We start from the raw sequence: 22538 nt of genomic DNA, 5'->3' as shown, positions 1-22538 counted from the left end.
TTAAAAAGCAGTCGCCTTCGGCTTGCCGTTAAACGATTTTTCCGCGAGCCGTCCTGCTCCGAACCAATCCAAAGTGGCGCTGTCCAGCTAGGCTTCCCCGGGGAGCGTGTACTCACGCTTGGGGAAGCCGCAAGAAAATCGGCTGAGCTCTGGCTCAGCCAGCCAGTCGCGTGATGCGGTTGGTCGGCGAAGCCAGCTCCTCTTGCGAGGGGTGGTACCGCAACTGCATCAGATACGCGTCTTCGGTCGAGTCGTCGTAGAAATCGCGAAGCACCGAGATCGCGCGGAAGCCGAGGCTGCGGAAGAACAGCTGGGCGTCGAGGTTTGTCTCGCGGACCTCGAGCATGATGCGGTTGCGACGCTCATGCGACAGCTTGCCGATCAGCTTCTCGCACATCGCTCGGCCGACGCCCGTCCGGCGGGCTTCGGCGGCAACCGCAAAGTTGAGGATGTGCAAGCGGTTCTTGTGGAGCTCGTAAATCATGAAGCCCACGACTTGATCGTCCTGTTCGGCGACCATGCCAATGCAATTGCGTTGGCGAAGGCAGCGAATGAATTCTTCTTCGCTCCAAGGAAATTCGAAGCCTTGGCTCTCGATTCCCAAGACCGCCGGCATGTCGCGGCGGATCATCCAGCGAATGTGAACAGCAACGGGAGACTGCTTCGTGCGTCCCATTCCGTACTCCTTCCATGGCGACGGTTTCACGCGGTTCCTGCACTGCGATCGAACCAAGTTTCGGTTCACAGCCGCGTGCCAGGAAGGTATCAGAAGCGGATGCGAGGGCCAAGAGAAATCGATTCCCCGCAGCCCGTTTTCTACCTGCACGACCCCGTGCTATCCCCGCCGCCGCAGCAGGGTCAGCACTCCAGCCGCTTCGATCGCCGAGCCGATGCTGATCACAACGAAGAGCGGCAGCACCTGAAACGAGTCGGCGATGACGGCGAAGAATACGACTCCCAAAAGCTGGATCGCCGCGCCAACCAGAATCAGAACCAGAGGAAGCGGACTCATGAGGAAACCCCCTCCGGTTCCGCAGCCTTTCGAAGCGAATCGCCGCCGAGTAGCTGCTGAATCCTATCCACGGCGAGCCGAAGCGAGCGGGCTGCCATCTGGAAGTTCGTGTGCCCGCTGACTTCCGGCTGAATTTCCACAAACAGCTCGGTCGCCCCCCGAAGACGACGCAGCTTCTTCTTTGCTTGTTTTAAAAAGCCCGCGTCGTCGCCGTCGGTTCGATGGGGTCCCACAGCCAACATGAAATCGTAGAGGTCGCGTGATATTTGCTGCAGTTCCTCGTCGTCCTCCGCCTCTTCACAGTGCTTGAGGAACCGCCGCACCATCCAGACATGGGCGATCTGATCATCGATCGCCTCGACTCGTTCCCGGTCGTTCATCCCAGCACTCATGCCGAGGGAGCGGCGGTGGTCGAAGGTTCGCTCGCCAGCACCGGTTTCGCCGGCGGGGCGGTCGGTTTCGGAGCAAACACCAGGACGCTCACCGCCCCAGCAATCGTGACCAGCACGGCGGCGATGAATTCGGGACCGATCCGCCCCCAGCTACCCGCCCCGGTGACCGTGGTGATCGTATTCATCACCGGAGCCAATCCGAAAATCAGCGGCATTACGAAGATCGGCTTCCCCCCGAAGTTGAACGCCAACACGATTCCCAGGGCTCCCAGAGCGCCGGCCGCTCCGCCAGCCAAGCTCCACATCCAGCCCTCGGTCATTCCCGGCGTCGACCAATCCCGTAAGCCGGTGGTCATCGGAAGAATCAGCAGCGGCAGGGCGACGGCGATCAAAAAGTAAGCGGCTCCCACACATAAGAAGGGCCGCAGCCGACTGCCGCCCATCTTCATCTGCCCTTTGTGCAACATCGGACCGTAGCTCCCCCAGCAGACGATCGCCATCAACACCGAGAGAGCGACCAGGGAGAGCTGCGTTTCGGCCTCGGCCGCAACGACTTCAGGAACCTCCGCTGCGGCGGTCTCCGCGACATGCTCGGCCGCCGGGGCCGTCGCTTGGGGAGCCGGCTTGAAGTACAGCACCCCCGCGGCTCCGATGGCCGCGGTCAGCACCCCGAGCAAAAATTTCTTGCTGATGTTCGTATGCGACTTCGCCATCCACATCGTCACGATCGTGTTCACGATCGGAGCACCGCCGAAGACCAGCGGCATCACGTACATCGGTTTGCCCTGGAACGTGAAGGCGAGGATCACGCCGAGCGCCCCGAGCGCCCCGACCGCTCCGGAAATGAACGAGAACAGCGCCCCTTCCCGCGACCAATGACCCCGCTCCCCCGAGATTTTCAGCATCACGCTCGGGGCGAGCACGGCGATTACAAAGTAGGCGAAACCCACTCCGATGAACGGGTGGAGGGCATCGTGCATGTAGTGCTGACCTTGGTGCATCAAGGGGCCGTAGTTGCCCCAGCAAACAATGGTCAGAACCACAAACGGAAGGGCGGCAACGAACGATCGCATCGAATTTCTCAGGCGAGGGAGAGGGGAGCCGGTTGGAGTCGCTCGCAGGACTCCGTACTCAGGTCGCTAAATCTGTTGCCCGTTCCAGCGGGTGAAGGCTTCCAGGGCAAAGTATTCCGGCAACCCCAGTTGGTTGTAACCGTCGGCGGTTCCTCGGTTGCGATCCTCGGCCCGTTCCCAGAATTCCCGCGGATCGCTCCCGGGGAACAGCGCCTCGTCCTTCTGGCTCTCGTGCATGAAGATCGCCTTGCGTTTCAGCTCGATGTCGCCGGGCGAGAGCGGGACGGCGATCTCGATCTCGTGCATCGCGTACTCCTGCCATGCCCCGCGGTACAGCAGTACCTCCGGAAGCGGGTCACCGGCCTCCTCGAGCACCAGGATGGCGCGGAAGATCGCATCGGCACAGACTCGGTGGGTTCCGTGGGGGTCGGCGAGGTCGCCGGCGACGAACACCACCTCAGGCTGCACCCGCCGCAGCAGGTCGACGATGATCCGCACGTCCTCTTCGCCGACCGGACGCTTGCTGACCGTGCCGGTGCGGTAGAAGGGAAGGTCGAGGAAGTGCAGGTCCTCGTCGCGGCAACCGACTTTGAAGGCGGCCGCACGGGCTTCGCTCCAGCGGATCAGCCCTTTGATTTTCTGCAGCGCTTCGACGTCCGGCTGCCCAGGCCGCTTGCCCTGCAGCCCTTGGTGGACTTCCTGCTGCACGCGGAGGCTCTCGGATTGGTCGATCCCGAACAGCCGGTTGTATTCGGCGACCAAGTCAGCGATCCGCACCGCGTCGTGGTCGAAGACCGCGATGTTGCCACTGGTCATGTAGGCGATGTGGACGCGATGCCCGTCCTCGATCAAGCGGATCAGCGTTCCCCCCATGCTGATCACGTCGTCGTCCGGGTGGGGGCTGAAGCAGAGGCAGGTTCGCGGTTCGCGGCCGGCCGGATGGTACTCGAGCGTGTCCATCATCAGGCGGAACACGCGGCCGGCCAACCGCTGGGCCGGACCGTGGTGCCGCAGCAGCTGGTGCAGGTCGTGTTCGCGGAAATCGTCGTCGCTGAGCTTCAGCAGCGCCTTGCCCGTCTGCTGGCAGAGCCACAGCACGACCCGCTTGATCGAGTCCTCGGTCCACTCGGTCTTGCCGAGCAACCACGGCGTCGCGACCCCGGTCAACTCGCCGGCTGCCGGGGCATCGAGAAACACCTCCACCATCGAGTGTTCTTGCAGGAAGCTGGCCGGGACGCGGTCGGTCGCGGGACCTTCGAAGGCGGCGCGAACCATCGCCGCTTTGTGTTCGCCGAGCGCCAACACGCACAGCCGATCGGCCGAGAGGATTGTCTCGAGGCCCACCGTCACCGCCTGCAACGGCACGTTCTCTTCACCGAAGAAGTCGTTCGCCGCCGCCCGCCGGGTGACCGGATCGAGCGTGCACAGCCGCGTGCGACTGCTCCGCACGCTGAACGGCTCATTGAACGCGACGTGGCCGTTGCGGCCGATTCCGCAGACGACCAAATCCAACCCTCCGGCTTCGCTGATCGCGCTCTCATAGTCGCGACACGAGGCCTGGAGCTGCGCTGGAGTGCCGGCGACGTTCGGAACCCGCACCGACTCGCGAGGAATATTGACGTGGTCGGTCAGATGGTCGGCGATCCACCGCGCATGGCTCTGCGGGCTGTCGGGTGCCAAGCCGACGTACTCGCCGAGCAGGAAAATCACGACTCGGGAAAAATCGAGCCCCTCCTCGCGGTGCAGCCGAATCAGCTCGCGATAGGTGTCAGCCGGCGTCGAACCGGTGACCAATCCCAGCACGGTTCGCTGGCCGAGCACGCTCCGCTGCTCGATCACATCGGCGATGATCCGAGCCACATGCGAGGACAACTGCGATGCCCGCTCGAAGACGAACGCGTTGACCGAGGTGCCGGGAACCGGTTGAGCAATCGGACGGTGCGAAGGCTCGCCGGACGCCGCGGGCCGGGAGGCCGAGGCAGACGGATCCGAGAGAGACGCGTCGGACGGAGAAGAGGAGTCGAAGGCCATGGGTGCGCTGAGGGAGCGTGGGTAGAGGGAGGTGGTTAGAGCAGGTGGTCGGCTTTGATCCGCAGGTACTCATTGACCAGCGGAGCGGTCATCTCTTCGGGGAAGACGTCCAGCACGAGGCTGCCGCGGTGCCGTAAGTCGTGAATCAGCTGATCCCGCCAACACAGAATTTCGGCTGCAACTGCCGCTCTGTAAAGGCGCGTCGGGTCATCCGAGGGGTGATCGGCGGCATCAAAAATCTGCCGGTCGCGGATCAACAGGCCGAGCGGCAAGTGGCGACCGACGAGGTTTCCCAGGTAATCGACGACCTGCCCGGCGTTCACCTCGTCGATCACGCTGGTCATCAAGGCGACGAGCGTGCGACGTTTGCAGTGGTTCGAGAGATGCAGAAAAGCCTGGTCGTAGCGGCTTTCGACCAGCCGCGGGAATTGGTCGAAGCCAGCCTGCAGCAAGCGGTTGAGTTGGTTCCGGCCGCCGCGCGGCGGCAGGTAGGCGTGGACGCGATCGGAGAAACAGAGCATGCCGACCGAATCGCCCTGGGAGAGCGCCACGTAGGCCATCATCAAGGCCGCATTGAGCGAATGGTCCAGCAGCGACATCCCGGCCCGCTCGTTGGTCATCATCCGCCCGCAGTCGAGCAGCAGCATGATCCGCTGGCTCTGGTCGGACTGGAACTGGCGGACGGTCAGCTTGTGCCGCCGCGCGGTGGACCGCCAGTCGATGTGCCGGTAGTTGTCGTCCGGTGTGTAATCCCGCAACCGCTCGAAATCGCTGTCCTGGCCGATCCGCCGCGTTCGCCGCACGCCGATCAGACTCAGCCGGTCGGTGCGGGCGAGCAAGGCGTACTCGGCCATCTGCTTCATGTCGGGATAGACGTTCAGCCGGCTGGCGACCGGCAACACGATCTGCCGCTTCCACAGTCGCAGCGCGCTGAACGTCTCGAGGTAAACCCGCTGGAAATCGATCACGCCCCGGCGGGTCGGCGTGACCCGAGCGGTATACGTCGCCTTGGACAGCGGCGGAAGCAGGACCGGATGGACCGCCGGCTCCGCTTCGATCCCCTCGGGCAGATCATCGCGGACAAACCCCCGAAAGGTCCGCCGCGTCCCGTTGCGGAGCGTCAGCTCGCTAGGGGTGGCTGCGTTGATCGAGGTCGTGCGAGGCAGCTTCCGCTCCGCCGCGAGCCGTCCGGCCGGGGCACTCGGCTCGTCGCTCTGGCTGCCGCCCGCCTCCCCCTCGGCCTCCCCGACGCCGCTCGTTTTGCGACTCTCGGCGGTCCTGGTGCCGCGGCCGCCGCGGCTCGCCACCGGCAGCGTGATGTAGTCGATCGCAGCGATGACCAGGATCACCCCGTCGACGATCGCCAGAACCAGCAGCAGCGGCGCCCAGAGGGCGACCAGCAGGCTGCACAAAATCGGGACGAGCAGGATCCCCACCAGGACCCGCGTGGGATACGTTTGCGATCGCCACACGGCCAGCAGCAAGGGAGCCGCGATGGCAACCAGCAGCAACCACGGAACGGTCGATAACCACAGAAGCGTCGAGTTGCCGCCCATTCGATCCGAGGTGCTCAAGAGGTGTCGCCGGCTGAACCGCCCGGCTTGCAGCGAGCGGTTCCCACGGCGTTTCGAACAAACCGACGGCTACCGCCCGGCGGCTGAGGTGATGAAAACCAGTGGCGGTAGCGGCTAGCTGCGAGGCACGTCGACCGAGCGGACCAGCGAGCGGAGTTCCTCGTCCACCTGTCGCCCCTCGACTTCCGCTTCGGCGGTCAACTGCACGCGGTGCCGCAGGGCCGGCAGCACGATCTCGACGACGTCGTCGGGAATCGCATAGTCGCGGCCGTTGAAGGCGGCCAACGTACGGGCCGACTGCATCAGTGCGATCCCCGCTCGCGGCGAAGCGCCGATGTGGAAGGCGGGCCAGGAGCGGGTCAGGCGGACGAGCTTGTTGATGTACTCGAGCAACGGCTCTTCGACTCGCACTTGACCGCAGACCTCGATCGCCTGCACGATCGACTCCGGCGTGCCGACCGCCTCCACGTCGGTCTCGAGTCGCTGGTTCAAGTCGATCTGCAGGCTGTGCATGCGGAGAATCTCCGCCTCTTCATCGATGCTCGGATAGTCGACCTTCAGCTTGAACATGAAGCGGTCGAGCTGAGCTTCGGGCAGGTTGTACGTCCCCTCGCTCTCCAGCGGGTTTTGCGTGGCCATGACGAGGAACGGTCGCGGGACGCGATGGCTAACGCCGTCGATCGTGACGCGGTACTCCTGCATGATCTCGAGCAGCGCCGCGTGGGTCTTGGCCGGCGAGCGGTTGATCTCGTCGGCCAGCAAGAGTTGGGTAAAGACCGGCCCGGGACGGAAGCGGAATTCGGTTTCCTTCATGTCGAACATCGGCGCGCCGGTGATGTCCGAAGGCATCAAGTCGGCGGTGAACTGGATCCGTCCGAATTGGCAACCGAGCACGCGGCCCAGCGTCCGCACGAACAGCGTCTTGCCGAGTCCCGGCACCGACTCGATTAGCACGTGACCGCCGCTGAACAACGCGGTCAGCGTGCCCAGCACCAGCTCCTCCTGACCGACGTAGATTTTGCCGATCTCGTGGCTGATCCGTTCGTAGAGGTTGCGGATCTCCGCCACCGAATCGCTACTGATCATCGTTTGCGTCAACGTTGGGACTTCCAGTTCGAGGGGAGCGAGGAGGCGGTTCCGCCGAATTCTCATGACTCGCCGCGCCGCCGTCCAGCGTCCCCGCCCGCGGTGCGGCTGGCTGATCGAGTGCGGCTGGCTGATCGAGTGCGGCTGGCTGATCGAGTGCGGCTGGCTGATCGAGTGCGGCTGGCTGATCGAGTGCGGCTGGCTGGGTGGGCGGAGCTGGAATAACCCAGCGGCCGTCGGTTTCGCCGCGGACGCGGACCCAGTAGTCGCTGATCTTGGCCCGAGCGTACTGCTCATCGGTGGTCCGGGCCATCAGGGCGGCCACGGCGTCGATGTGCAGCGCAAAATCGGTCGAGCTCCGCGACGGGATTCGCTGGGGGCGGCCAAAGATCGGCAACAGCATCAGGCAGATCACCAGCCCCAGGACCGCCGCGTGGATCGTGACCAAATTCAGCGGCCAAGCGGTCAGCATCTCGAGCCCGCTCGGCCCCATCTGGGTCGGGTCGAGGGAGCTGAGTCGGACGCCCATTTCGTCACTGTACAGAAAGCCGACGATCGCGGAATCGTCCGGCGGCGGGGCGTCGCGCAAGTCGCTCGCAGCGATCAGCCGTACCGCCAACCGCTGCGCCGCCGGACGGACCAGCCCAAAATTGTTGATCAGTGATCCGCCCGAGACGACGACGATCTGCGAATCGGGCCACGCGTCGGAAGTGACTTCGGTGACCAGCGGCGTTCCTCCGGCAGTGGCGAGCGGGCTCGCGTGCTTGACCTCGGTGTCGCTGAAGCCTTCTTCCCAAAAAATCGGGAAGCCCGACGCACCGATCACCGCGGTCGTCGAGCCCGATTGGCGGTCGGCATCTCGAGCCGGGCGAACGGCGTACTCGATGCGTCCTTGATCGCCAAAGCTGCCGACCTCCGCGGCCCAGGGGCCGGTCGAGCTGCCGATGCGCGAGGGAGGATCAAGTGGTTCGGCAGTGAACCAGCCGGGGGAGATTCGCTCCGGCCTCGCGAGCAACTCCCGCTGGTATTGCAGTTCGGCGCGGGCCACGCGGCGGCGGTACTCCATCCGCTGTTCGGGCGCGGCGAGCTTGGCGGCCTGTCGCCAGTAGGCCGCTTCGGTGGAATGGTCCCGGAGGACGTAGACGAGCGTCTTTTCACCTCGCTGGAGCCATTCTTCGAACCAGTCGATCACCTCTTGGTCGGGGGCTTCCTCGACCGTGGGGGTCCAGACGATGGCGTCCACATTGTTCAGTCGCTCGCTCAGCCGGGCGACCGTGCGGTCTTCCCAACCTTGACGGCGAAAGGCTTCCCGGAGCACCCCAAAACCACTCAAGCTCCGTTGGCCTTCGGTTCCCACCGAACGTCCATAATTGGTTTCCAGTCGCGAGCAGCCTGAGAATCCGACGAGCAACACGAGTGCTGCGGCTGCGAACGCCCACCGGCCCCGCGGCTCGATTCTTGCCTGGCTGGCTGGGGTACTCATCAGGCGGCCTCCCGAAGCCGGGCGAGCAGCGACTCGAGCGTCGGTTGGCTGGCGCGGATCTCGGCAAACCGCTCGGCCGTGATCTCGTAGCGTCCAAAGTAGCTCGCTTCGAACACGCTGACGGTCTCCCGCATGATGCCGCGGAGCTCGTTCCGTCCGAACATTTCGCTCAGGTACTGGCGGTTGGTTTTGCCGCGGGCGAGCCGAATCACGTGGTGCCGGTCGAGCTGCAAAAGGCGATGCCCGAACAGGTAGATGATCGCCTCGTCCAACTGCCCGGCCGCAGCCAAGCGGTCGGCTTCCTCCAGCAGATCACCGCTCGGCCGGCGGACTTCGACGGGCAGCTTCTCCAGTCGCGTTTGAAAGTCCTGCTCGCGCTCCTCCGGAGCCGCCACGTCCGAAGCCGATGCCGATTCGGTCCCCTCGATCTTCAAAAAGGCATACACCAAAAGCCCCACCACCAGCAGCATCAGACCCACGACCAACACCCACCCCAAAATCTCCGCAAGCGAAAATTTGCCCGACGGCGTCGGCGCAGCGGTGCTGGTTCCCTGAGACGTCGGCTGGCCTGAGGTGGGGTTGGTGCTGCGAGGTTTCGGCAGCCAGCGACTGTTGCGATTAACCGAATCGTCGACTCGCGGCTCCACATGGACCGGGGCGACCTCCCCACTCTCGGAATCGTACCACGGCAGGCGGCCCATCGACTCGAGCGATTCGGCGACGGTCGGTTCGCCACCGGCTCGAACGGAACCTGCTACTTCACCGGCCCCCTCGTCGGCCAGTGCCGCGGTCGCACTCAGCAGAAACACAGCCAACCGAGCGAGCCGACAGACATCCAGACGGGGCAGCCCGGCGAAACGGAGCAGAGAAGTCGCTGGGGTCATGGGGCCCCCACTGCGGAAGCGGGACTCGCTGCTGGAGAAGCGTCGGCTGCCGAGGAAGTGGCGGCACCTGATACGGTGGCAGCACCTGATACGGTGGCGGGGGACGGCGAGAATCCACTTTCCTCGCCGAACTGCCGCATCGCCTCGGCTCGCAGGCTGAGTTCGACCTCCCAGCCCTCGAGGCGAATTCGGCAGTCGAGATACGAGAGGAACCGCACCAGAACGCTGAACCCCGCCGCCATCCAGAGCGCCAGCGGAAGCAACACGAGCGTCACGGTCAACGACCACTGCGAGGTGTTGGTCACCGCTTCGAAGGTGAACACCAGGGAGTAGAACAGCCCTAGGGCGAGCAGGGCGATCAGACTGCCGGCGAGCGCGAACCGCCCGAACAAGTCACCCCCGAGCGGGTTGTGCAGCAAGCGGCTGCGACGCCCGGCCGACAGCGCCGTCGCGTTTCCGCCGGCAAAAATCGGACAGCGTTCGAGCAGCAGGATCTCGGGCAGGAACGGACGGAAACTGCGGATCGCCGTCGCCCAGATCAGCAGCACGAACATCCAAAAAAGCTCTCGCCCCAGAGCAAACTCGCCTCCCCAGTTGCTGAGCACCAGCAGCATCGCGGGAATGGCGCCGCGGACGATGCCGAGCGACCAAAGCAGGCGGAGCGAGACGGCGGCCGTTTCGCGAAAGACGCGCTGCCACGGCGGACGCTCCTCAAAGATCGCTTGCCCGATGTAATAAGTCGTGAACGCACCGGCCAGCGGCGACTGTAAATAGATCAAGCATGTCATCAGCCAAATGTAGCGATAACGTTGCTCAATCGTCTCCTCGTCATAGACGTTCTCGATTGTTTCCGAGAGCGGAAGCCAGCCGACGAGCAGCAGATTGCAGAGTGCCCACGGCAACGCGCCAAGAAAAAAACCAACCAGTAGCGCTTGCGGGTATTGGCGAATCAGCATCAATGCCAGATCGCCGATCTCCGAGAGACTCCGCGGGCGAACTTTGACGTGCGTTCGGTCAAGCTGCATCGTCGCCCCTCCGCGGAAACCCGAGGACGACGAAATAGAACATCAACAATCCGCTCGAGAGGATCGCCCAGGCAGCCTTGACCACGTAGGGCAGCGGGCTCGGCGAAATAAAGCCTTCGGTAAATGCCGCTAAAAAGAACATCACCACCGCCGCCGCCATGATCGGAACTGCCTTGAGGGCGCTCAGCCGCAACGAGTCGACTCGCCGCAACCCGCCGGTCGCGAACAGCCCCAACCCCATTCGTAAACCGGCACCAGCGGACAGCGCGATCGCCGTCAATTCGAATGGGCCGTGGGCAGTGACGAATTGGAAAAAATTGTCTCCCGCGGCAACGCTGTCGCGAGCCATATAGCCAAACGAAGCGCCCAGCACCACGGCGTTATAAGACAGCGTGACGAGACAGGGGATCAACAGAATGCCAAAGGCAAAACATTGCAATCCAATCCCGGTGTTATGCTGGATGTAGAATCCCGACATCATCAGATAATGGTCCATCGACGCATCGAGCGGTTCCTCGAAGCTCGATTCCATCATCGTCATGTGTTCGGCACCGAGCACCGTTTCGGCGAACTGCGGAAACAGGGTTTCGTTCCAGGCAAAAAGCATCGAGAGCGTGAACAGCCCGAAAAATAACAGCGCCGCAACTCGCACGCAGGGGTCGGAGAAAATTCGCTGCGGGGCTTGCCGAATGACGATGTCCACCCAGCTGGCGAAGGTGGACGTGCCGCTGCGATAGAGCTGGTTGTGCGCCCGCCCGACCAAGCGGTGGAGATACGCCACGGTGGCCGGAGGGAGTTGGTAGGCGGTCGCCAGAGCCAAATCCGCGCAGGCCGAGCGATAGAGCGTGGCAAAACGGCTGACGGCCGCCGCGCTCCGCTGCTGGGTGCGGCCGCGGACTTCGAGCTCGCCGCACAACCGTTCCAACTCGGTCCACTGCAGCCGACGCTGTTCGAGCAGTTTGGCAATATTCATCCGGATCGGCCCTCCTTCCTCAGGAGCGGTCCTCGGGGCTAAGGGCGGTCGCGTGGTCAGCGCTCGGTTGAGTGGCGGCGGTGTGAGTGGCGCTCGGTTGAGTGGCGGCGGCGGCAGTTGTGTGTGCTGCGGTCGCGTCTTGGAACTGCGCGTCTTTGGCGAGCGGGCTGAACCCGCTCAGCGATCCCAGCTGGGGAGCTTCGGCGACTCCGTCGGCCAAAAACGTGCGGTAGTAGATTGCGTAGAGCAGCAGGTCGGGATCGACATCGCGGCGGAATTCGAAGCGATCGAGCAACGGGACCGCCAGGTGCCGAGCGATCTCCCGCCGCCGGGGCGGCGACAAGTAGAGGCGGCGTTCGGCGTAGTTGGCGAGCGCTTTGGCCATCGTCGGTGTCGCCCGATAGTCGGCCGGCACGAAGCTGGAGAGGGCGGGGACGCGGAGATCGTCGACGCGGGCGACCGGCAGCGTCCAGTTCCGCTCGTCCATCACGACCATCGTCCCGGCGGCCAGGTCGCCCAGTCGCTGCAGACGCCGCGTCGAGAGCATCGTGACCAGCCCAACCATTCCGGTCATCAGGGGCAGCATCGCGAAGAACGAATCTTCCGGGTCGAGTGCGGCGAGCGTCGTGGCGGGCATTAGATCGATGGCCCGGAGCAAGTTGCGGATCAGAGCCTGCATTCCGGTGATCGGGTGCCCGTCATCGCTGATCACCCGCAGCCCGCAAATCCACTTGCCCGGGGTCCGGCCGTTGAAGTAGGCCTCGAAGAAAACGCCGTAGAACCAGGCCTGGAGGAAGTACAGGATTAGCAACACCGCCGCGCCGAGGGCCGGGAGCAGGCCGCTGCCGAACAAGCCTCCAGCGAGCATCCCGCTCATCATGACCAGGAAAATGATCGCGAGAAACGTGACCAGGCGAATGGCGACGTCGATCAGGTAGGCCGGGAGCCGGCGGAACGGACCGGCCAACTGGTAATCGAACGCGATATTCTCAGGCGTTACGACCTCGATCGTGGTATCCAGGGGGGCCGAGACCGCCATGCGTCGTTTCGTTGGGACCGGAGCAAACAGGACTGCAATCATCGTCCGCTCGACCACCATCGTGAGGCCGCCGAGACGCCCAGTATCGGCCGAACCGGCGGACCCCGCAACAATGCCATCGAAATCAAAAAGGTCGCGCCCTCTTCGACGTCCTTGAGCCGTAGGCGCTAGCCTCGGGCCTCCCAGCCCTGGCGTTTCCGGTGCAGAACCCGCGGCTAGCGCCGTCGGCTCAAGGGCGTTAAGGAGTGCCTGCCCGGTACCACTTTCATCAAGTAAGGCAGCTGCTGTGCGGCCAAAGGCCCCCCGTTGGCTGTGCACGGCTCGGGGAATCGCCTAAGTTTCTGGGCGTTTCGGGTGCATGCTAACGCCGAGGGAGCTTCAGATGAGTTTGAATGGTCAGTCGGTCGTCGTGACCGGAGGTGGGAGTGGGATCGGTGCGGCGATCGCCCAGTCGCTGGCGGCGGCGGGGTGTCGCGTGGCGATCGGCGGGCGACGCAAAGAACCGCTCGAGCAGGTCGCGGCGGCGGTCGAAGCTGAGCACCCGGTTCGCGCTCACACCCTGGACGTGGCGGATGATGCCAGCATCGATCGATTCTTCGCCTGGGCAGCGGGCGAGCTCGGTCCGATCGACATTTTGGTCAACAGTGCGGGGACCAACATCGCCAACCGCACCTTTGCCGAGATGCGCCCCGAACAGTGGGACGAGGTGATGCGGATCAATGCCACCGGTGCCTATCGCTGCATGCACCAGGTTTTGTCGTCGATGCGCGAGCGCCGCAGCGGGATCGTCGTCAACATCTCGTCGATCGCTGGCAAGCGAGCCAGCGCCCTCGGCGGAGTCGTCTACTGCGCATCGAAGTTCGCGATGTCGGCCCTCTCGATCGCCACGGCAAACGAAGTCAAGGCGGATGGCGTCCGGGTGACGAACGTGTATCCGGGCGAAGTCAACACGCCGATCCTCGACCGCCGTCCGGTGCCGGTCAGCGACGCGCATCGCGAATCGATCCTGCAGCCCGAGGATGTCGCCGCCGTGGTGCTGACGATCTGCCAGCTTCCACCCCGAGCCCACGTCCCCGAGGTCGTGGTCAAACCGACCCACCAAGAGTGGCTCTGAAATTTGGGGAGTGGCTCTGAGATTTGGGGAGTGGCTCTAGAATTTATGGCCGCGGCGGGGCCCATGCTCGGTGTGGGTGAGGATTTCGGGGCCTTCCTCGGTCATCAGCACCGTGTGTTCGAACTGGGCCGAGGGGAGTCCGTCCTTGGTCCGCACGGTCCAGCCGTCGGCCTTATCGAGCTTGGTGAATCGGCTGCCGGCGTTGATCATCGGTTCGACGGTGAACGCCATTCCCGGCAGCAAACGGTCGCTGCGGCTCTGCCGATTCGGATAGTGCGGGATCGACGGGTCTTGGTGGAAGTTCCGCCCGAGACCGTGGCCGACGTATTCGCGAACGACGGTGAAGCCCCGGCGGTGGGCTTCGGGAACGATCGTCTCGCCGATCGTCGAGACCCGGCAGCCGGGCGTGAGGGCTTCGATCGCCAAGTACAGGCAGTCAAAGGCGCACTGCGTGACCGCCCGCGACTGGTCGCTGACGGGTTCGATGAGAAACGTCTCGCTCTGGTCGCCGAACCAGCCGTCGACGATCGTCGTCAAGTCGACGTTGACGATATCGCCTTCGCGGAGTTCGTACTCGTCCGGGATCCCGTGGCAGATAACTTCGTTGATGCTCGTGCAGCAGCTCTTGGTGAATCCCTGATAGCCGAGCGTCGCGGGGCGGTGCCCGTGGTCCAGCGTGTAGGTGTGGACGAGTCGATCGATCTCGTTCGTCTTCACACCCGCCTTGACGTGCGGGCGGATGAAATCGAGCAGTTGGGCGTTGAAGCGACCCGCCCGTCGCATCGCGTCGCGACCCGCGGCCGAGAGCAACAAGTTGGTGCGTTTCTTATCGTGCAGCATTCGATCCTATTCCTAATCGTCTTACCCCGAGTATCGATCTCATCGTAGCAAGGTCCGCCCAGAAGGCCTACCGACATCGCCTGTTCCGCGTTTTTTGGTTGTCCGATAAACTCGGCTCCTCAACCTCTCGCCCCGCACCCTCAGCTGATCTGCGAAACGGATTTTCCGATGCCTCGCTACAACCCGGCCGAAATCGAACCACGTTGGCAGTCGTTCTGGGAGCAGAACAAGACGTTTGCCGCTCCCTCGCTCCCGAGCGGCGACAAGCTGTACGTCCTCGACATGTTCCCCTACCCGAGCGGAGACGGGTTGCACGTCGGACACCCCGAGGGGTACACGGCGACCGACATCGTCTGCCGGTTCGCGCGGATGCGCGGCCGCGACGTGCTGCACCCGATGGGCTTTGACGCGTTCGGGTTGCCGGCCGAAGAGCATGCGATCAAGACCGGCGAGCACCCCCGCGTGCAAACCGAGAAGAACATCGCCACGTTCACCCGTCAATTGAAAATGCTCGGTTTCAGCTATGACTGGGACCGTTCGCTGGCGACGACCGACGTCGAGTACGTGCGGTGGACGCAGTGGATCTTTCTGGTCCTCTATGACACCTGGTTCGACCCTGAGTCGCAGCGGGGCCGCGCGATCGCCGAGTTGCCGATTCCCGAGTCGGTCGCGGCTCAAGGCGAGAACGCGGTCGAAGCCTACCGCGACGCCCACCGGTTGGCGTACGAAGACGACGCCCTGGTCAACTGGTGCCCTGCCCTGGGCACGGTGCTGGCGAACGAAGAAGTCGTCGATGGGCGGAGTGAGCGGGGCAACCATCCGGTTCAGCGACTGCCGCTGCGGCAGTGGATGTTGCGGATCACGGCTTACGCGGAGCGGTTGCTCGAGGGGCTCGACGACCTCGACTGGCCGGCCGGAATCAAGAAGCTGCAGCAGGACTGGATCGGGCGCAGCTCCGGTGCCGAGGTCGACTTCTACATCGGGCCACCAGCGGAGTTTGAGGATTGGAAGGCGCGCCGTAGCGACACCGGATTTGCTTCGGCGGCACCCGAGGACGCGCTCCGCGTCTACACCACGCGTCCCGACACGCTGTTCGGTGCGACCTACATGGTCATCGCCCCGGAGCATCCGCTGGTGGAACGGTTGACGACGCCGGAGCAATCCGCAGCGGTCACTCGCTACCGCGAAGCCGCGTCGTTCAAAAGCGACCGCGAGCGGACCGAGGGGGATCGGACCAAGACGGGTGTGTTCACCGGCAGCCACGCGACGAATCCCGTCAACGGTCAACCGGTGCCGGTCTGGATCGCCGACTACGTGCTGGCCAGCTACGGGACCGGGGCGATCATGGCGGTGCCGGCGCACGACATTCGCGACCACGAGTTCGCGGTCCAGTTTGGATTGCCGATCGTGCGGGTCGTCGAGCCGCCGGCCGACGCCGAGGATCGTGAAGCGGTGGCCGAGGGACGCGTCTGCTTTGCCGGTCATGGAACGGCGATCGCCAGCGGTCCCTACGACGGGCTGCCGACCGAGCAAGTGAAGCAGCAGATCACCGACCGGCTGACCGAGGAAGGACTCGGGCGACACGCAATCAACTACAAACTTCGCGATTGGCTCTTCAGCCGCCAGCGGTTTTGGGGCGAGCCCTTCCCGGTGCTCCACGAAGTCGATGCGGAAGGAAACCGCACCGGGCGAAAGCGGACGGTCCCGGCGGAGACGCTGCCGGTCGACCTGCCGCACCTCGACGATTTCAAACCGCACGGGCGTCCCGAGCCGCCGCTGGAGAAGGCCAGCGACGAGTGGTTGTTCGTCGAGCTCGATGGACGCCGCTACAAGCGGGAAACGAACACGATGCCGCAGTGGGCCGGCTCCTGTTGGTACTTCCTCCGCTATATCGATCCGAAGAACACCGAGCAGTTTGTCTCTCCGGAGCTCGAACGCGCCTGGATGCCGGTCGACTTGTACGTCGGCGGGGCCGAGCACGCTGTGCTGCACTTGCTCTACTCGCGGTTCTGGCACAAGGTGCTCTACGACCGCGGCCATGTCAGCGTGCCCGAACCGTTCCAGCGGTTGGTCAATCAAGGCATGATCCTCGGCGAGCTGGAGTACACCGCCTACCAGAGCGATGGCGACGAGTTCATCAGCTCCGCGGAAGTCCGCGAAAATGAAGAGGGCAAAGCGGTCGGACCCGCGGGCAACGTGCTGCGAACGGTCAAGCTCGAAGAGTCGCAGGTCGAGAAGGCGGGCGACCACTTCGTCCTCAGCGGCGAGCCGGCGATCCGCGTCGACGCCCGGTCGTTCAAAATGTCCAAGAGCCGCGGGAACGTGGTCAACCCGGACGCCATCGTGCGCGATTACGGCGCCGATTCGCTGCGGCTGTACGAGATGTTCATGGGTCCGCTCGAAGCGACCAAACCGTGGAACATGTCGGGAGTGGGGGGCGTCCGCAACTTCCTCGATCGCGTTTGGCGAATGATCGTCGATGCGCGCGCCGAGGAGGTGACGCTCGCCGCCGAAGTCGTCGACGCCGAGCCCGACGAAGATTCGCTACGGATGCTCCACCGGACGATCCGCAGCGTCACCGAAGACACCGAGGCGATGAGTTTCAATACGGCAATCGCCCGAATGATGGAGTTCGTCAATTACTTCACCCGCCAGGAGCAGCGTCCGCGAGCAGCGATGGAGGCGTTCGTGTTGCTGCTCAGCCCGTACGCCCCGCACCTCGCCGAAGAGCTCTGGAAAACCCTCGGGCACGACCAGACGCTCGCCTACCAGCCGTGGCCTACCTGGGACGAAGCGGCGCTGGTCGAATCGACGCTCGAATTGCCCGTGCAGATCAACGGCAAGATGCGGGCGAAGATCACCGTGCCGGCGGATCTCGACCAAGCGGGAGTGACCGAAGCGGTGATGGCCAACGACCGCGTGCAAGCGGCTTTGGAAGGAAAGAAGCTCGTCAAAACCGTCGTCGTCCCCGGCCGCATGGTCAGCCTCGTGGTGAAGTAAACCGCGGCGCCAACGCGGACGATTCATCAGCCGCCGGGCGCTAGCCCCCGGTTCCCGAAAACGCCGCTGGAACCGGACGCTAGCGCGTTGCGGCTGATGGAAAATCGCCCGAGACGGTGAGGAAATGCCCCGTCGGCTCAATCGCCGCTGATTTCTTCGAGGATGCTCAGCCAGCGGTCCCAGGCTTTGGTGCGACCTTCCCGGTCGGCCGGATTCGCGTCGGATGCTTCGCCCGATCGCAGGAAACCGTGCCCTGCTCCGTTGTAGACGACCGGGTCGTACTTCTTGCTCTGTTCCTGCATCGTCTTGCTGACCACCGGGACTTGCCCGGTGATGCGGAAGTCGTTGCCTCCGTAGAAACCATACACGGGAACTTCGACCTGCTTGAGTCGCTCGGCCTCGGGAGCCGTGCCGTAGAAGACAAAGGCGGCTTTGATCGACGGATTTTCGGCCGCGTAGTCAAACGCCTTGCCGCCGCCCCAGCAGAAACCGGACACGACGACATCCTCGGTCGTCGCGTCGAGCCCGCGAGCATACTTGACCGTCGCGTCGAGCGCTTCACGCACCTGCTCGTCCGACAACTCGTAGATCGCCGTCCGGGCGGCGTCGGCATTCGCAAAATCGTCGGTTCCGCCCCCCTCGGGCGCTTTCCCGCTGAGCATATCGGGGGCAACCGCAACGTAGCCAGCTTCGGCCAATTGGTCGGTCACGCTCCGGGCCCACGCGTTGAGTCCCCGGTTCTCGTGGATCACGACGACCGCCGGAGTGGGCCGGTCGACTTCGGGAAAGACGACGAACAGTCGGATCTTTTGGCCCGAGGCCGTGGTGACTTCGACCCATTCGTGATGCCGCGGCGATTTCTCCAACCGCTCTTCAGCGGGCAGCGCCTTGGGGGGAGCGGCATGGGCCGCGACCCCCGCGAGCAAGCAGGCGGAGACGGTGAGCGTCAGCAGCGGGGGGCGACAAAGCATGCGCGGAGTTCCTTGAGGCAAAGGAGCGAGGCGAGCGAACCAACCCCCCGATTATTGTGCTGCCCGCGTCACCGGACAACTGAATTGGCCGCTTCGTCGTCCAGTCGTTTAACGGCAAGCCGAAGGCGACTGCTTTTTAAAACACAGTCGCCTTCGGCTTGCCGTTAAACGATTTTTCTACGAACGGTTTCGTTGGCGACCGAAGTTGACGCTACTGCGGCTCGCGGATGAACATTCGCTGGCGGGGAGCCGGCTTCGTGGCATCGGTCTGTGGAGACGCCGGTTTCGCGGTGGGGCGCGTTTCGCTGACGGTCTGGAAGCGACCAGCTTCCGGTGAACTCTTGTGCAGCGGCTTGGCCGGTTCGCTCACTCGGTTCGCCGCAGGCTCTTGCTCGAGGACCGAGGCGAGTGCCGGCGGCCCCTCGGTCAGAGGAATCGCCTGCTCGCTCTGCCAGCCCGCCGCGGGTTCCTCGGGGATTCCGAACCGCCGCATCGTGTGGCGGGCGATCGCAGTCGGCTCGGGAGCTGCCGCTTCAGGGGCAGCCGCTTCGGGGGCAGTGGCTGCCGGGCGGAGCAGGTTACCCGGGTCGGCCGGCAGCGCCAGCGGGATGGCGACCTCGTGATAGCTCGACGGCAGCTTGTCGAGCACTGGCTCGTAGGGACTGACCGCGGGAATGGGAGCCGATGCGAAGCGGCTGCGAAAGCGGGGAGGATTGCTCGCCGCCGAGGGAGCCAGGTCGTCGCTCAGCGGCATCTCGCGGAGCGGGGTGACGGTCTCGGGCAAGCCCGGAGCGTCGACAGCTGGCGGTGAAGCGGTGGCGGCGACCGGCGGTGCGGCTGAGCGGCGAAAGGGCAACGCGGCGAGCACGCCGCAGGCGATGAGGCCTGCTGGGATGAGAAGCGATCGCACTGCAGAACCCTCGCGGAGAGTGTCTGTCGGCGAACCGTGGCAGCCGGTGGGCACCACTTGAACGACGACTCGGCGACTTCATCCGTGAAGGAACGAAAACAACTGCGCATCCCGCAAGGAATGGATATCGGTCCGCCGCTGGCCAGCGCTGAGCAGAAATGGAAGTTTTTTGGTGAGGGGCAGGGGCCGAAAGCCTGGGCAGTGTTCATTCGTTTAACGGCAAGCCGCAGGCGTCGGTGTTTTAAAAAGCAGTCGCCTGCGGCTTGCCGTTAAACGAAGCGGGATATCCCCCAGGAGATGGGCTTCCCCGCAGAATCCGAAAATCTTTCCGAATCGTCAAAGTTTACCAGGTGGGGCGTCGATAACGTTTGCGGGGACGAGTCTATCGCCGCTTTTTCGAAAGCGTGTTGGGCTCGTTAAGGGGGGCTTCCACCAGTACGTCTGCGGCCTCATTCCTGTGAGATGGTCTCACGGGAGGGGCAACGGGACAACGTCGGGCAAGGAAGCCATCGGGATGAATCGCTCGCTCATTCGCGTCGCGACTTACGTTCAGCTTTACGTCATGGCGCTGCTGGCCACCGGGTGCACCCCGACCCAGCCGTTTTTTCTGAACGAAAGTCCGGAGCTTCGCCATTACCTGGATCGCGCCACCGAGATCGAGTATCCCGACGTGGACGTGGCCAGCTTGGAGGAGACGACGCAGGCCTTGCCGCCGTTGACCCTCGGCAACCACAACTACGAGTACTGGGATCTGACGCTCGAAGAGTGCGTCGCCCAGGCGCTGCAGAACGCCCGCTTCTTCGTCACCGTCGCGGGGACGGCCGAGCAGCGTCAAAGCGTCGCGGCCCAGTTCGTCAGCGGGACGTCGGACCAGTTCGGCAGCGTCTTCGACGTGGCCTTGCAGCAGTCTTCGACGCAATCGATTCCGCTGACCATCGATGGCAACGGCAACCGCATTCTCGCTCGGGGCGTGCAGCGGGCGAACCAGATCGGTGGGGTCGAGGACGCGTTGGCCGAGTTCGATGCGCAGGTCAGCGGCTTCATCAGCTACAACACGACCGACCGGCCTCGCAACGTCGGCGCCAACAACGTCTTCAACCCGCAGCAGTTCCAGGCCCAGGACGGGACGCAGCAGCTGGCGATCTCCAAGCGGCTCGCGACCGGCGGCATTGCCACGCTGCGTCAGCAAGTCCTGTACTCGTGGAACAACATCCCGACCGGAGGGACCGCCGGGGCTCGGGCCGTGCCGAGCGACTGGACGGCGATCGTCGAGGCTCAGATCACCCACCCGTTGATGCGTGGCCGCGGGGCTCTGGTCAACCGAATTCCGGTCGTCCTGGCGAGCCTCAACGAAGACATCTCGATCGCCGAATTCGAGACGCAGGTCCGCAACCTGGTCCGCGACGTCGAAGTCGCCTACTGGAACCTGTACGTCGCCTACCGCAACGTGGAGACCGAGATCGTTGGCCGCAACAGCACCCAGGTGACCGCCCGCTTCGCCGCCCTGCAACTGCAGCAAGGAACCGGCACCGTTCAGGACCTGAAGCAGGCCGAGAACCAGTACTTCGAATTCCGCGGTCGGCTGCAGGCGGCGTTGGCCGGCTCGAACGTGGCCGGTTTCGATCCCGACGGAGTGTACGGAGCCGAACGGCGGCTGCGTGAGCTGACCGGTTTGGCGTCGACCGACGGACGGCTGATTCGGCCGGTGGATGAGCCGGTGATCGCTCACGTCGAATTCGATTGGTTCGAAGCGAAGACGCAGGCTCTGTACCTGAGCCCCGAAGTCCGTCGCTCGAAGGTCCGGCTCAAGCAGCGTGAGCTGGAATTGATCGCCGCCAAGAACCAGCTGTTGCCGCAGCTCGACCTTTCGTTCACCGCTCGTGCGGTCGGCGTGGGGGACAACCTCGGCGACCCGAGCCGCGGTGACGGAGCGAACTTTCCGGCTCCCGGTTCTTCCGCCTTGGCGGGGCTGACCGAAGGCAACTACGGCGAAATCGGCGCCCGCATCGAGTTCACTCCGGCGGCGATCGGGAAACGCCGCGAGCTGGCTCGGATCAATGGTGCGAAGTTCGCGATCTCCAAGGAAGCCGCCTTCATCCAAGAACAAGAACGCCTCCTCGACCACCAATTGGCCGGAGCGATTGCCAAGCTCGAGACGCACTACCGTCAGATCCAGACCTTCGCTCAGCAGCTCAACGCCGCCGAAGAGGAAGTCGAAGCTCGCTTGGCCAGCTACCGTAACAACGTCGACACGATCAACGTGGTGCTGCAAAGCCAGCTGCGGCGGTCGACCGCCCAGATCGGCTACTACCGGGCCCTCGGCGAATACAACAAGACGCTCTCCTACGTGCACTTCCTCAAGGGAACGCTGCTGGAAAACAACAACATCAAGCTCGAAGAAGGACCCTGGCCCAAGAAAGCCTACTGGGACGCCCTGGAGCGAGCCCGCGAGCGAAGTGCCGGACACTACTACAACTACGGTGTGACGCGTCCCAACGTGGTCCGCACCGGGCCGGTTACCGAACCGGTCGAAGTGCTCCCCTCGGCTCTCGCTCCGCATGGCATCGCCGACGGCGTGATCCTGGGCACCGAATCGATTGACGGCACCGTGATTGACAGCACCGTGATCGAAGGCACTTCGGTGATCGACCACAGCGAGGCTCCGGTCGGTTCGGGAGTGACCAGCGAAAATCTCCCGGCGGCCGATTCGATGGAAGAGCTGCAGATGCCGAGTGGACCGGCGATCGAATCGCTCCCGGCACCGGGGGATGGAGCCAGCCAGCCGACGACCGCACCGGCGGTCCGGCGAGCCGGCGGCAGCCAGGCGATGGGCCTCAACGCCCCCGCTAGCTACGAAGCAGGGGCTAGCTATGAAGCCCCGGCCGACAACGAAGCCCCGCTGCCGGAGAACCCGTATCGTCGGTAGGGACCTTTTCGGGACCTGTTGGCTTGAGCCGTAGGCGCTAGCCTCGGGCCGGTTCGCGGCACCAACCAGATAGGACCCGCGGATAGCGCCGATGATTCATCAGCCGCCGGGCGCTAGCCCCCGGTTCCCGAAAACGCCGTGAGAACCGGACGCTAGCGCGTGGCGGCTGATAAAAAACCAGAACACTTGAAACGCTGAGGGGCGG

19 protein-coding genes are annotated in these 22538 nt (G+C 64.2%); 4 read left to right on the top strand and 15 right to left on the bottom strand.

Translation table 11 applies throughout. The features are described 5' to 3' along the window. Positions 1–154: 154 nt before the first annotated feature. The 12 genes from rimI to GNK13_RS07580 form a co-directional block, all read right to left on the bottom strand. The gene (rimI, locus tag GNK13_RS07635) at positions 155–676 is read right to left on the bottom strand and encodes a ribosomal protein S18-alanine N-acetyltransferase (protein WP_235934910.1); all 522 of its coding nucleotides are present in this window, start codon (positions 674–676) and stop codon (positions 155–157) included. A gap of 159 nt (positions 677–835) precedes the next feature. Continuing rightward, complete coding sequence (locus GNK13_RS07630) at positions 836–1012, bottom strand: hypothetical protein (RefSeq protein WP_164101913.1); 177 nt, start codon at positions 1010–1012, stop codon at positions 836–838. Continuing rightward, entirely contained in the window at positions 1009–1392 is a 384-nt protein-coding gene (locus GNK13_RS07625; RefSeq protein ID WP_235934902.1) for an amidohydrolase, read from the bottom strand. The genes GNK13_RS07630 and GNK13_RS07625 overlap by 4 nt, the downstream gene beginning before the upstream one ends. 8 nt (positions 1393–1400) lie before the next feature. Then, positions 1401–2477, bottom strand: a complete 1077-nt coding sequence (locus tag GNK13_RS07620; protein WP_164101911.1) for a hypothetical protein — start codon at positions 2475–2477, stop codon at positions 1401–1403. 66 nt (positions 2478–2543) lie between these two features. Beyond that, positions 2544–4508, bottom strand: a complete 1965-nt coding sequence (locus GNK13_RS07615; protein WP_164101910.1) for a 6-phosphogluconolactonase — start codon at positions 4506–4508, stop codon at positions 2544–2546. Between the two features lie 35 nt (positions 4509–4543). Beyond that, positions 4544–6082, bottom strand: coding sequence for a DUF58 domain-containing protein (locus GNK13_RS07610; protein WP_390622502.1), 1539 nt, complete (start codon positions 6080–6082; stop codon positions 4544–4546). Between the two features lie 114 nt (positions 6083–6196). After that, positions 6197–7168, bottom strand: coding sequence for an AAA family ATPase (locus GNK13_RS07605; RefSeq protein WP_164101917.1), 972 nt, complete (start codon positions 7166–7168; stop codon positions 6197–6199). Then, positions 7158–8651 (bottom strand): hypothetical protein, encoded by a 1494-nt coding sequence (locus GNK13_RS07600; RefSeq protein ID WP_164101909.1) that lies wholly within the window; start codon positions 8649–8651, stop codon positions 7158–7160. Before GNK13_RS07600 ends, GNK13_RS07605 begins: the two co-directional genes overlap by 11 nt. Continuing rightward, positions 8651–9535, bottom strand: coding sequence for a DUF4129 domain-containing protein (locus tag GNK13_RS07595; RefSeq protein WP_164101908.1), 885 nt, complete (start codon positions 9533–9535; stop codon positions 8651–8653). Before GNK13_RS07595 ends, GNK13_RS07600 begins: the two co-directional genes overlap by 1 nt. Then, the gene (locus GNK13_RS07590) at positions 9532–10560 is read right to left on the bottom strand and encodes a hypothetical protein (protein ID WP_164101907.1); all 1029 of its coding nucleotides are present in this window, start codon (positions 10558–10560) and stop codon (positions 9532–9534) included. The genes GNK13_RS07595 and GNK13_RS07590 overlap by 4 nt, the downstream gene beginning before the upstream one ends. Continuing rightward, positions 10550–11533 (bottom strand): stage II sporulation protein M, encoded by a 984-nt coding sequence (locus tag GNK13_RS07585; RefSeq protein WP_164101906.1) that lies wholly within the window; start codon positions 11531–11533, stop codon positions 10550–10552. The genes GNK13_RS07590 and GNK13_RS07585 overlap by 11 nt, the downstream gene beginning before the upstream one ends. A gap of 19 nt (positions 11534–11552) precedes the next feature. After that, positions 11553–12614 carry an RDD family protein gene (locus GNK13_RS07580; protein WP_235934900.1) on the bottom strand — a complete coding sequence of 354 codons (1062 nt, stop codon included), beginning with the start codon at positions 12612–12614 and terminating at the stop codon, positions 11553–11555. Between the two features lie 340 nt (positions 12615–12954). On the opposite strand from GNK13_RS07580, the gene GNK13_RS07575 reads away from it, so the two are divergent. Then, entirely contained in the window at positions 12955–13686 is a 732-nt protein-coding gene (locus GNK13_RS07575) for an SDR family oxidoreductase (protein WP_164101905.1), read from the top strand. Between the two features lie 36 nt (positions 13687–13722). Here the strand turns inward: GNK13_RS07575 and map are convergent, their stop codons facing one another. Beyond that, positions 13723–14526 carry a type I methionyl aminopeptidase gene (gene map, locus GNK13_RS07570; RefSeq protein WP_164101904.1) on the bottom strand — a complete coding sequence of 268 codons (804 nt, stop codon included), beginning with the start codon at positions 14524–14526 and terminating at the stop codon, positions 13723–13725. 168 nt (positions 14527–14694) lie between these two features. Between map and leuS the strand changes: the two genes are divergently transcribed. Then, the gene (leuS, locus tag GNK13_RS07565; protein ID WP_164101903.1) at positions 14695–17526 is read left to right on the top strand and encodes a leucine--tRNA ligase; all 2832 of its coding nucleotides are present in this window, start codon (positions 14695–14697) and stop codon (positions 17524–17526) included. Between the two features lie 137 nt (positions 17527–17663). Here leuS and GNK13_RS07560 read toward each other — a convergent pair whose 3' ends face one another. Both GNK13_RS07560 and GNK13_RS07555 read right to left on the bottom strand, forming a co-directional pair. After that, positions 17664–18497, bottom strand: coding sequence for a dienelactone hydrolase family protein (locus GNK13_RS07560; protein ID WP_164101902.1), 834 nt, complete (start codon positions 18495–18497; stop codon positions 17664–17666). Between the two features lie 211 nt (positions 18498–18708). After that, positions 18709–19407, bottom strand: a complete 699-nt coding sequence (locus tag GNK13_RS07555; protein WP_164101901.1) for a hypothetical protein — start codon at positions 19405–19407, stop codon at positions 18709–18711. A gap of 57 nt (positions 19408–19464) precedes the next feature. Here GNK13_RS07555 and GNK13_RS07550 point away from each other — a divergent pair, with 57 nt between their 5' ends. Beyond that, positions 19465–19680 carry a hypothetical protein gene (locus tag GNK13_RS07550; protein ID WP_164101900.1) on the top strand — a complete coding sequence of 72 codons (216 nt, stop codon included), beginning with the start codon at positions 19465–19467 and terminating at the stop codon, positions 19678–19680. Between the two features lie 241 nt (positions 19681–19921). Further along, complete coding sequence (locus GNK13_RS07545) at positions 19922–22333, top strand: TolC family protein (protein ID WP_164101899.1); 2412 nt, start codon at positions 19922–19924, stop codon at positions 22331–22333. The last annotated feature ends 205 nt before the right edge of the window (positions 22334–22538 follow it).

This window comes from Candidatus Laterigemmans baculatus (assembly GCF_010367455.1).
Taxonomy (GTDB): Bacteria; Planctomycetota; Planctomycetia; order Pirellulales; family Pirellulaceae; genus Laterigemmans; species Laterigemmans baculatus.
Note: the sequence above shows the minus strand (reverse complement) of the source record. Positions and strands in the feature narration are given on the sequence as shown.

Excerpts from the sequence above, each read along its gene's own strand:
- rimI (WP_235934910.1), bottom strand. The coding sequence starts at position 676 with ATGGGACGCACGAAGCAGTCTCCCGTTGCTGTTCACATTCGCTGGATG.
- GNK13_RS07630 (WP_164101913.1), bottom strand. The coding sequence starts at position 1,012 with ATGAGTCCGCTTCCTCTGGTTCTGATTCTGGTTGGCGCGGCGATCCAG.
- GNK13_RS07625 (WP_235934902.1), bottom strand. The coding sequence starts at position 1,392 with ATGAACGACCGGGAACGAGTCGAGGCGATCGATGATCAGATCGCCCAT.
- GNK13_RS07620 (WP_164101911.1), bottom strand. The coding sequence starts at position 2,477 with ATGCGATCGTTCGTTGCCGCCCTTCCGTTTGTGGTTCTGACCATTGTT.
- GNK13_RS07615 (WP_164101910.1), bottom strand. The coding sequence starts at position 4,508 with ATGGCCTTCGACTCCTCTTCTCCGTCCGACGCGTCTCTCTCGGATCCG.
- GNK13_RS07605 (WP_164101917.1), bottom strand. The coding sequence starts at position 7,168 with ATGATCAGTAGCGATTCGGTGGCGGAGATCCGCAACCTCTACGAACGG.
- GNK13_RS07600 (WP_164101909.1), bottom strand. The coding sequence starts at position 8,651 with ATGAGTACCCCAGCCAGCCAGGCAAGAATCGAGCCGCGGGGCCGGTGG.
- GNK13_RS07595 (WP_164101908.1), bottom strand. The coding sequence starts at position 9,535 with ATGACCCCAGCGACTTCTCTGCTCCGTTTCGCCGGGCTGCCCCGTCTG.
- GNK13_RS07590 (WP_164101907.1), bottom strand. The coding sequence starts at position 10,560 with ATGCAGCTTGACCGAACGCACGTCAAAGTTCGCCCGCGGAGTCTCTCG.
- GNK13_RS07585 (WP_164101906.1), bottom strand. The coding sequence starts at position 11,533 with ATGAATATTGCCAAACTGCTCGAACAGCGTCGGCTGCAGTGGACCGAG.
- GNK13_RS07580 (WP_235934900.1), bottom strand. The coding sequence starts at position 12,614 with ATGATTGCAGTCCTGTTTGCTCCGGTCCCAACGAAACGACGCATGGCG.
- GNK13_RS07575 (WP_164101905.1), top strand. The coding sequence starts at position 12,955 with ATGAGTTTGAATGGTCAGTCGGTCGTCGTGACCGGAGGTGGGAGTGGG.
- map (WP_164101904.1), bottom strand. The coding sequence starts at position 14,526 with ATGCTGCACGATAAGAAACGCACCAACTTGTTGCTCTCGGCCGCGGGT.
- leuS (WP_164101903.1), top strand. The coding sequence starts at position 14,695 with ATGCCTCGCTACAACCCGGCCGAAATCGAACCACGTTGGCAGTCGTTC.
- GNK13_RS07560 (WP_164101902.1), bottom strand. The coding sequence starts at position 18,497 with ATGCTTTGTCGCCCCCCGCTGCTGACGCTCACCGTCTCCGCCTGCTTG.
- GNK13_RS07545 (WP_164101899.1), top strand. The coding sequence starts at position 19,922 with ATGAATCGCTCGCTCATTCGCGTCGCGACTTACGTTCAGCTTTACGTC.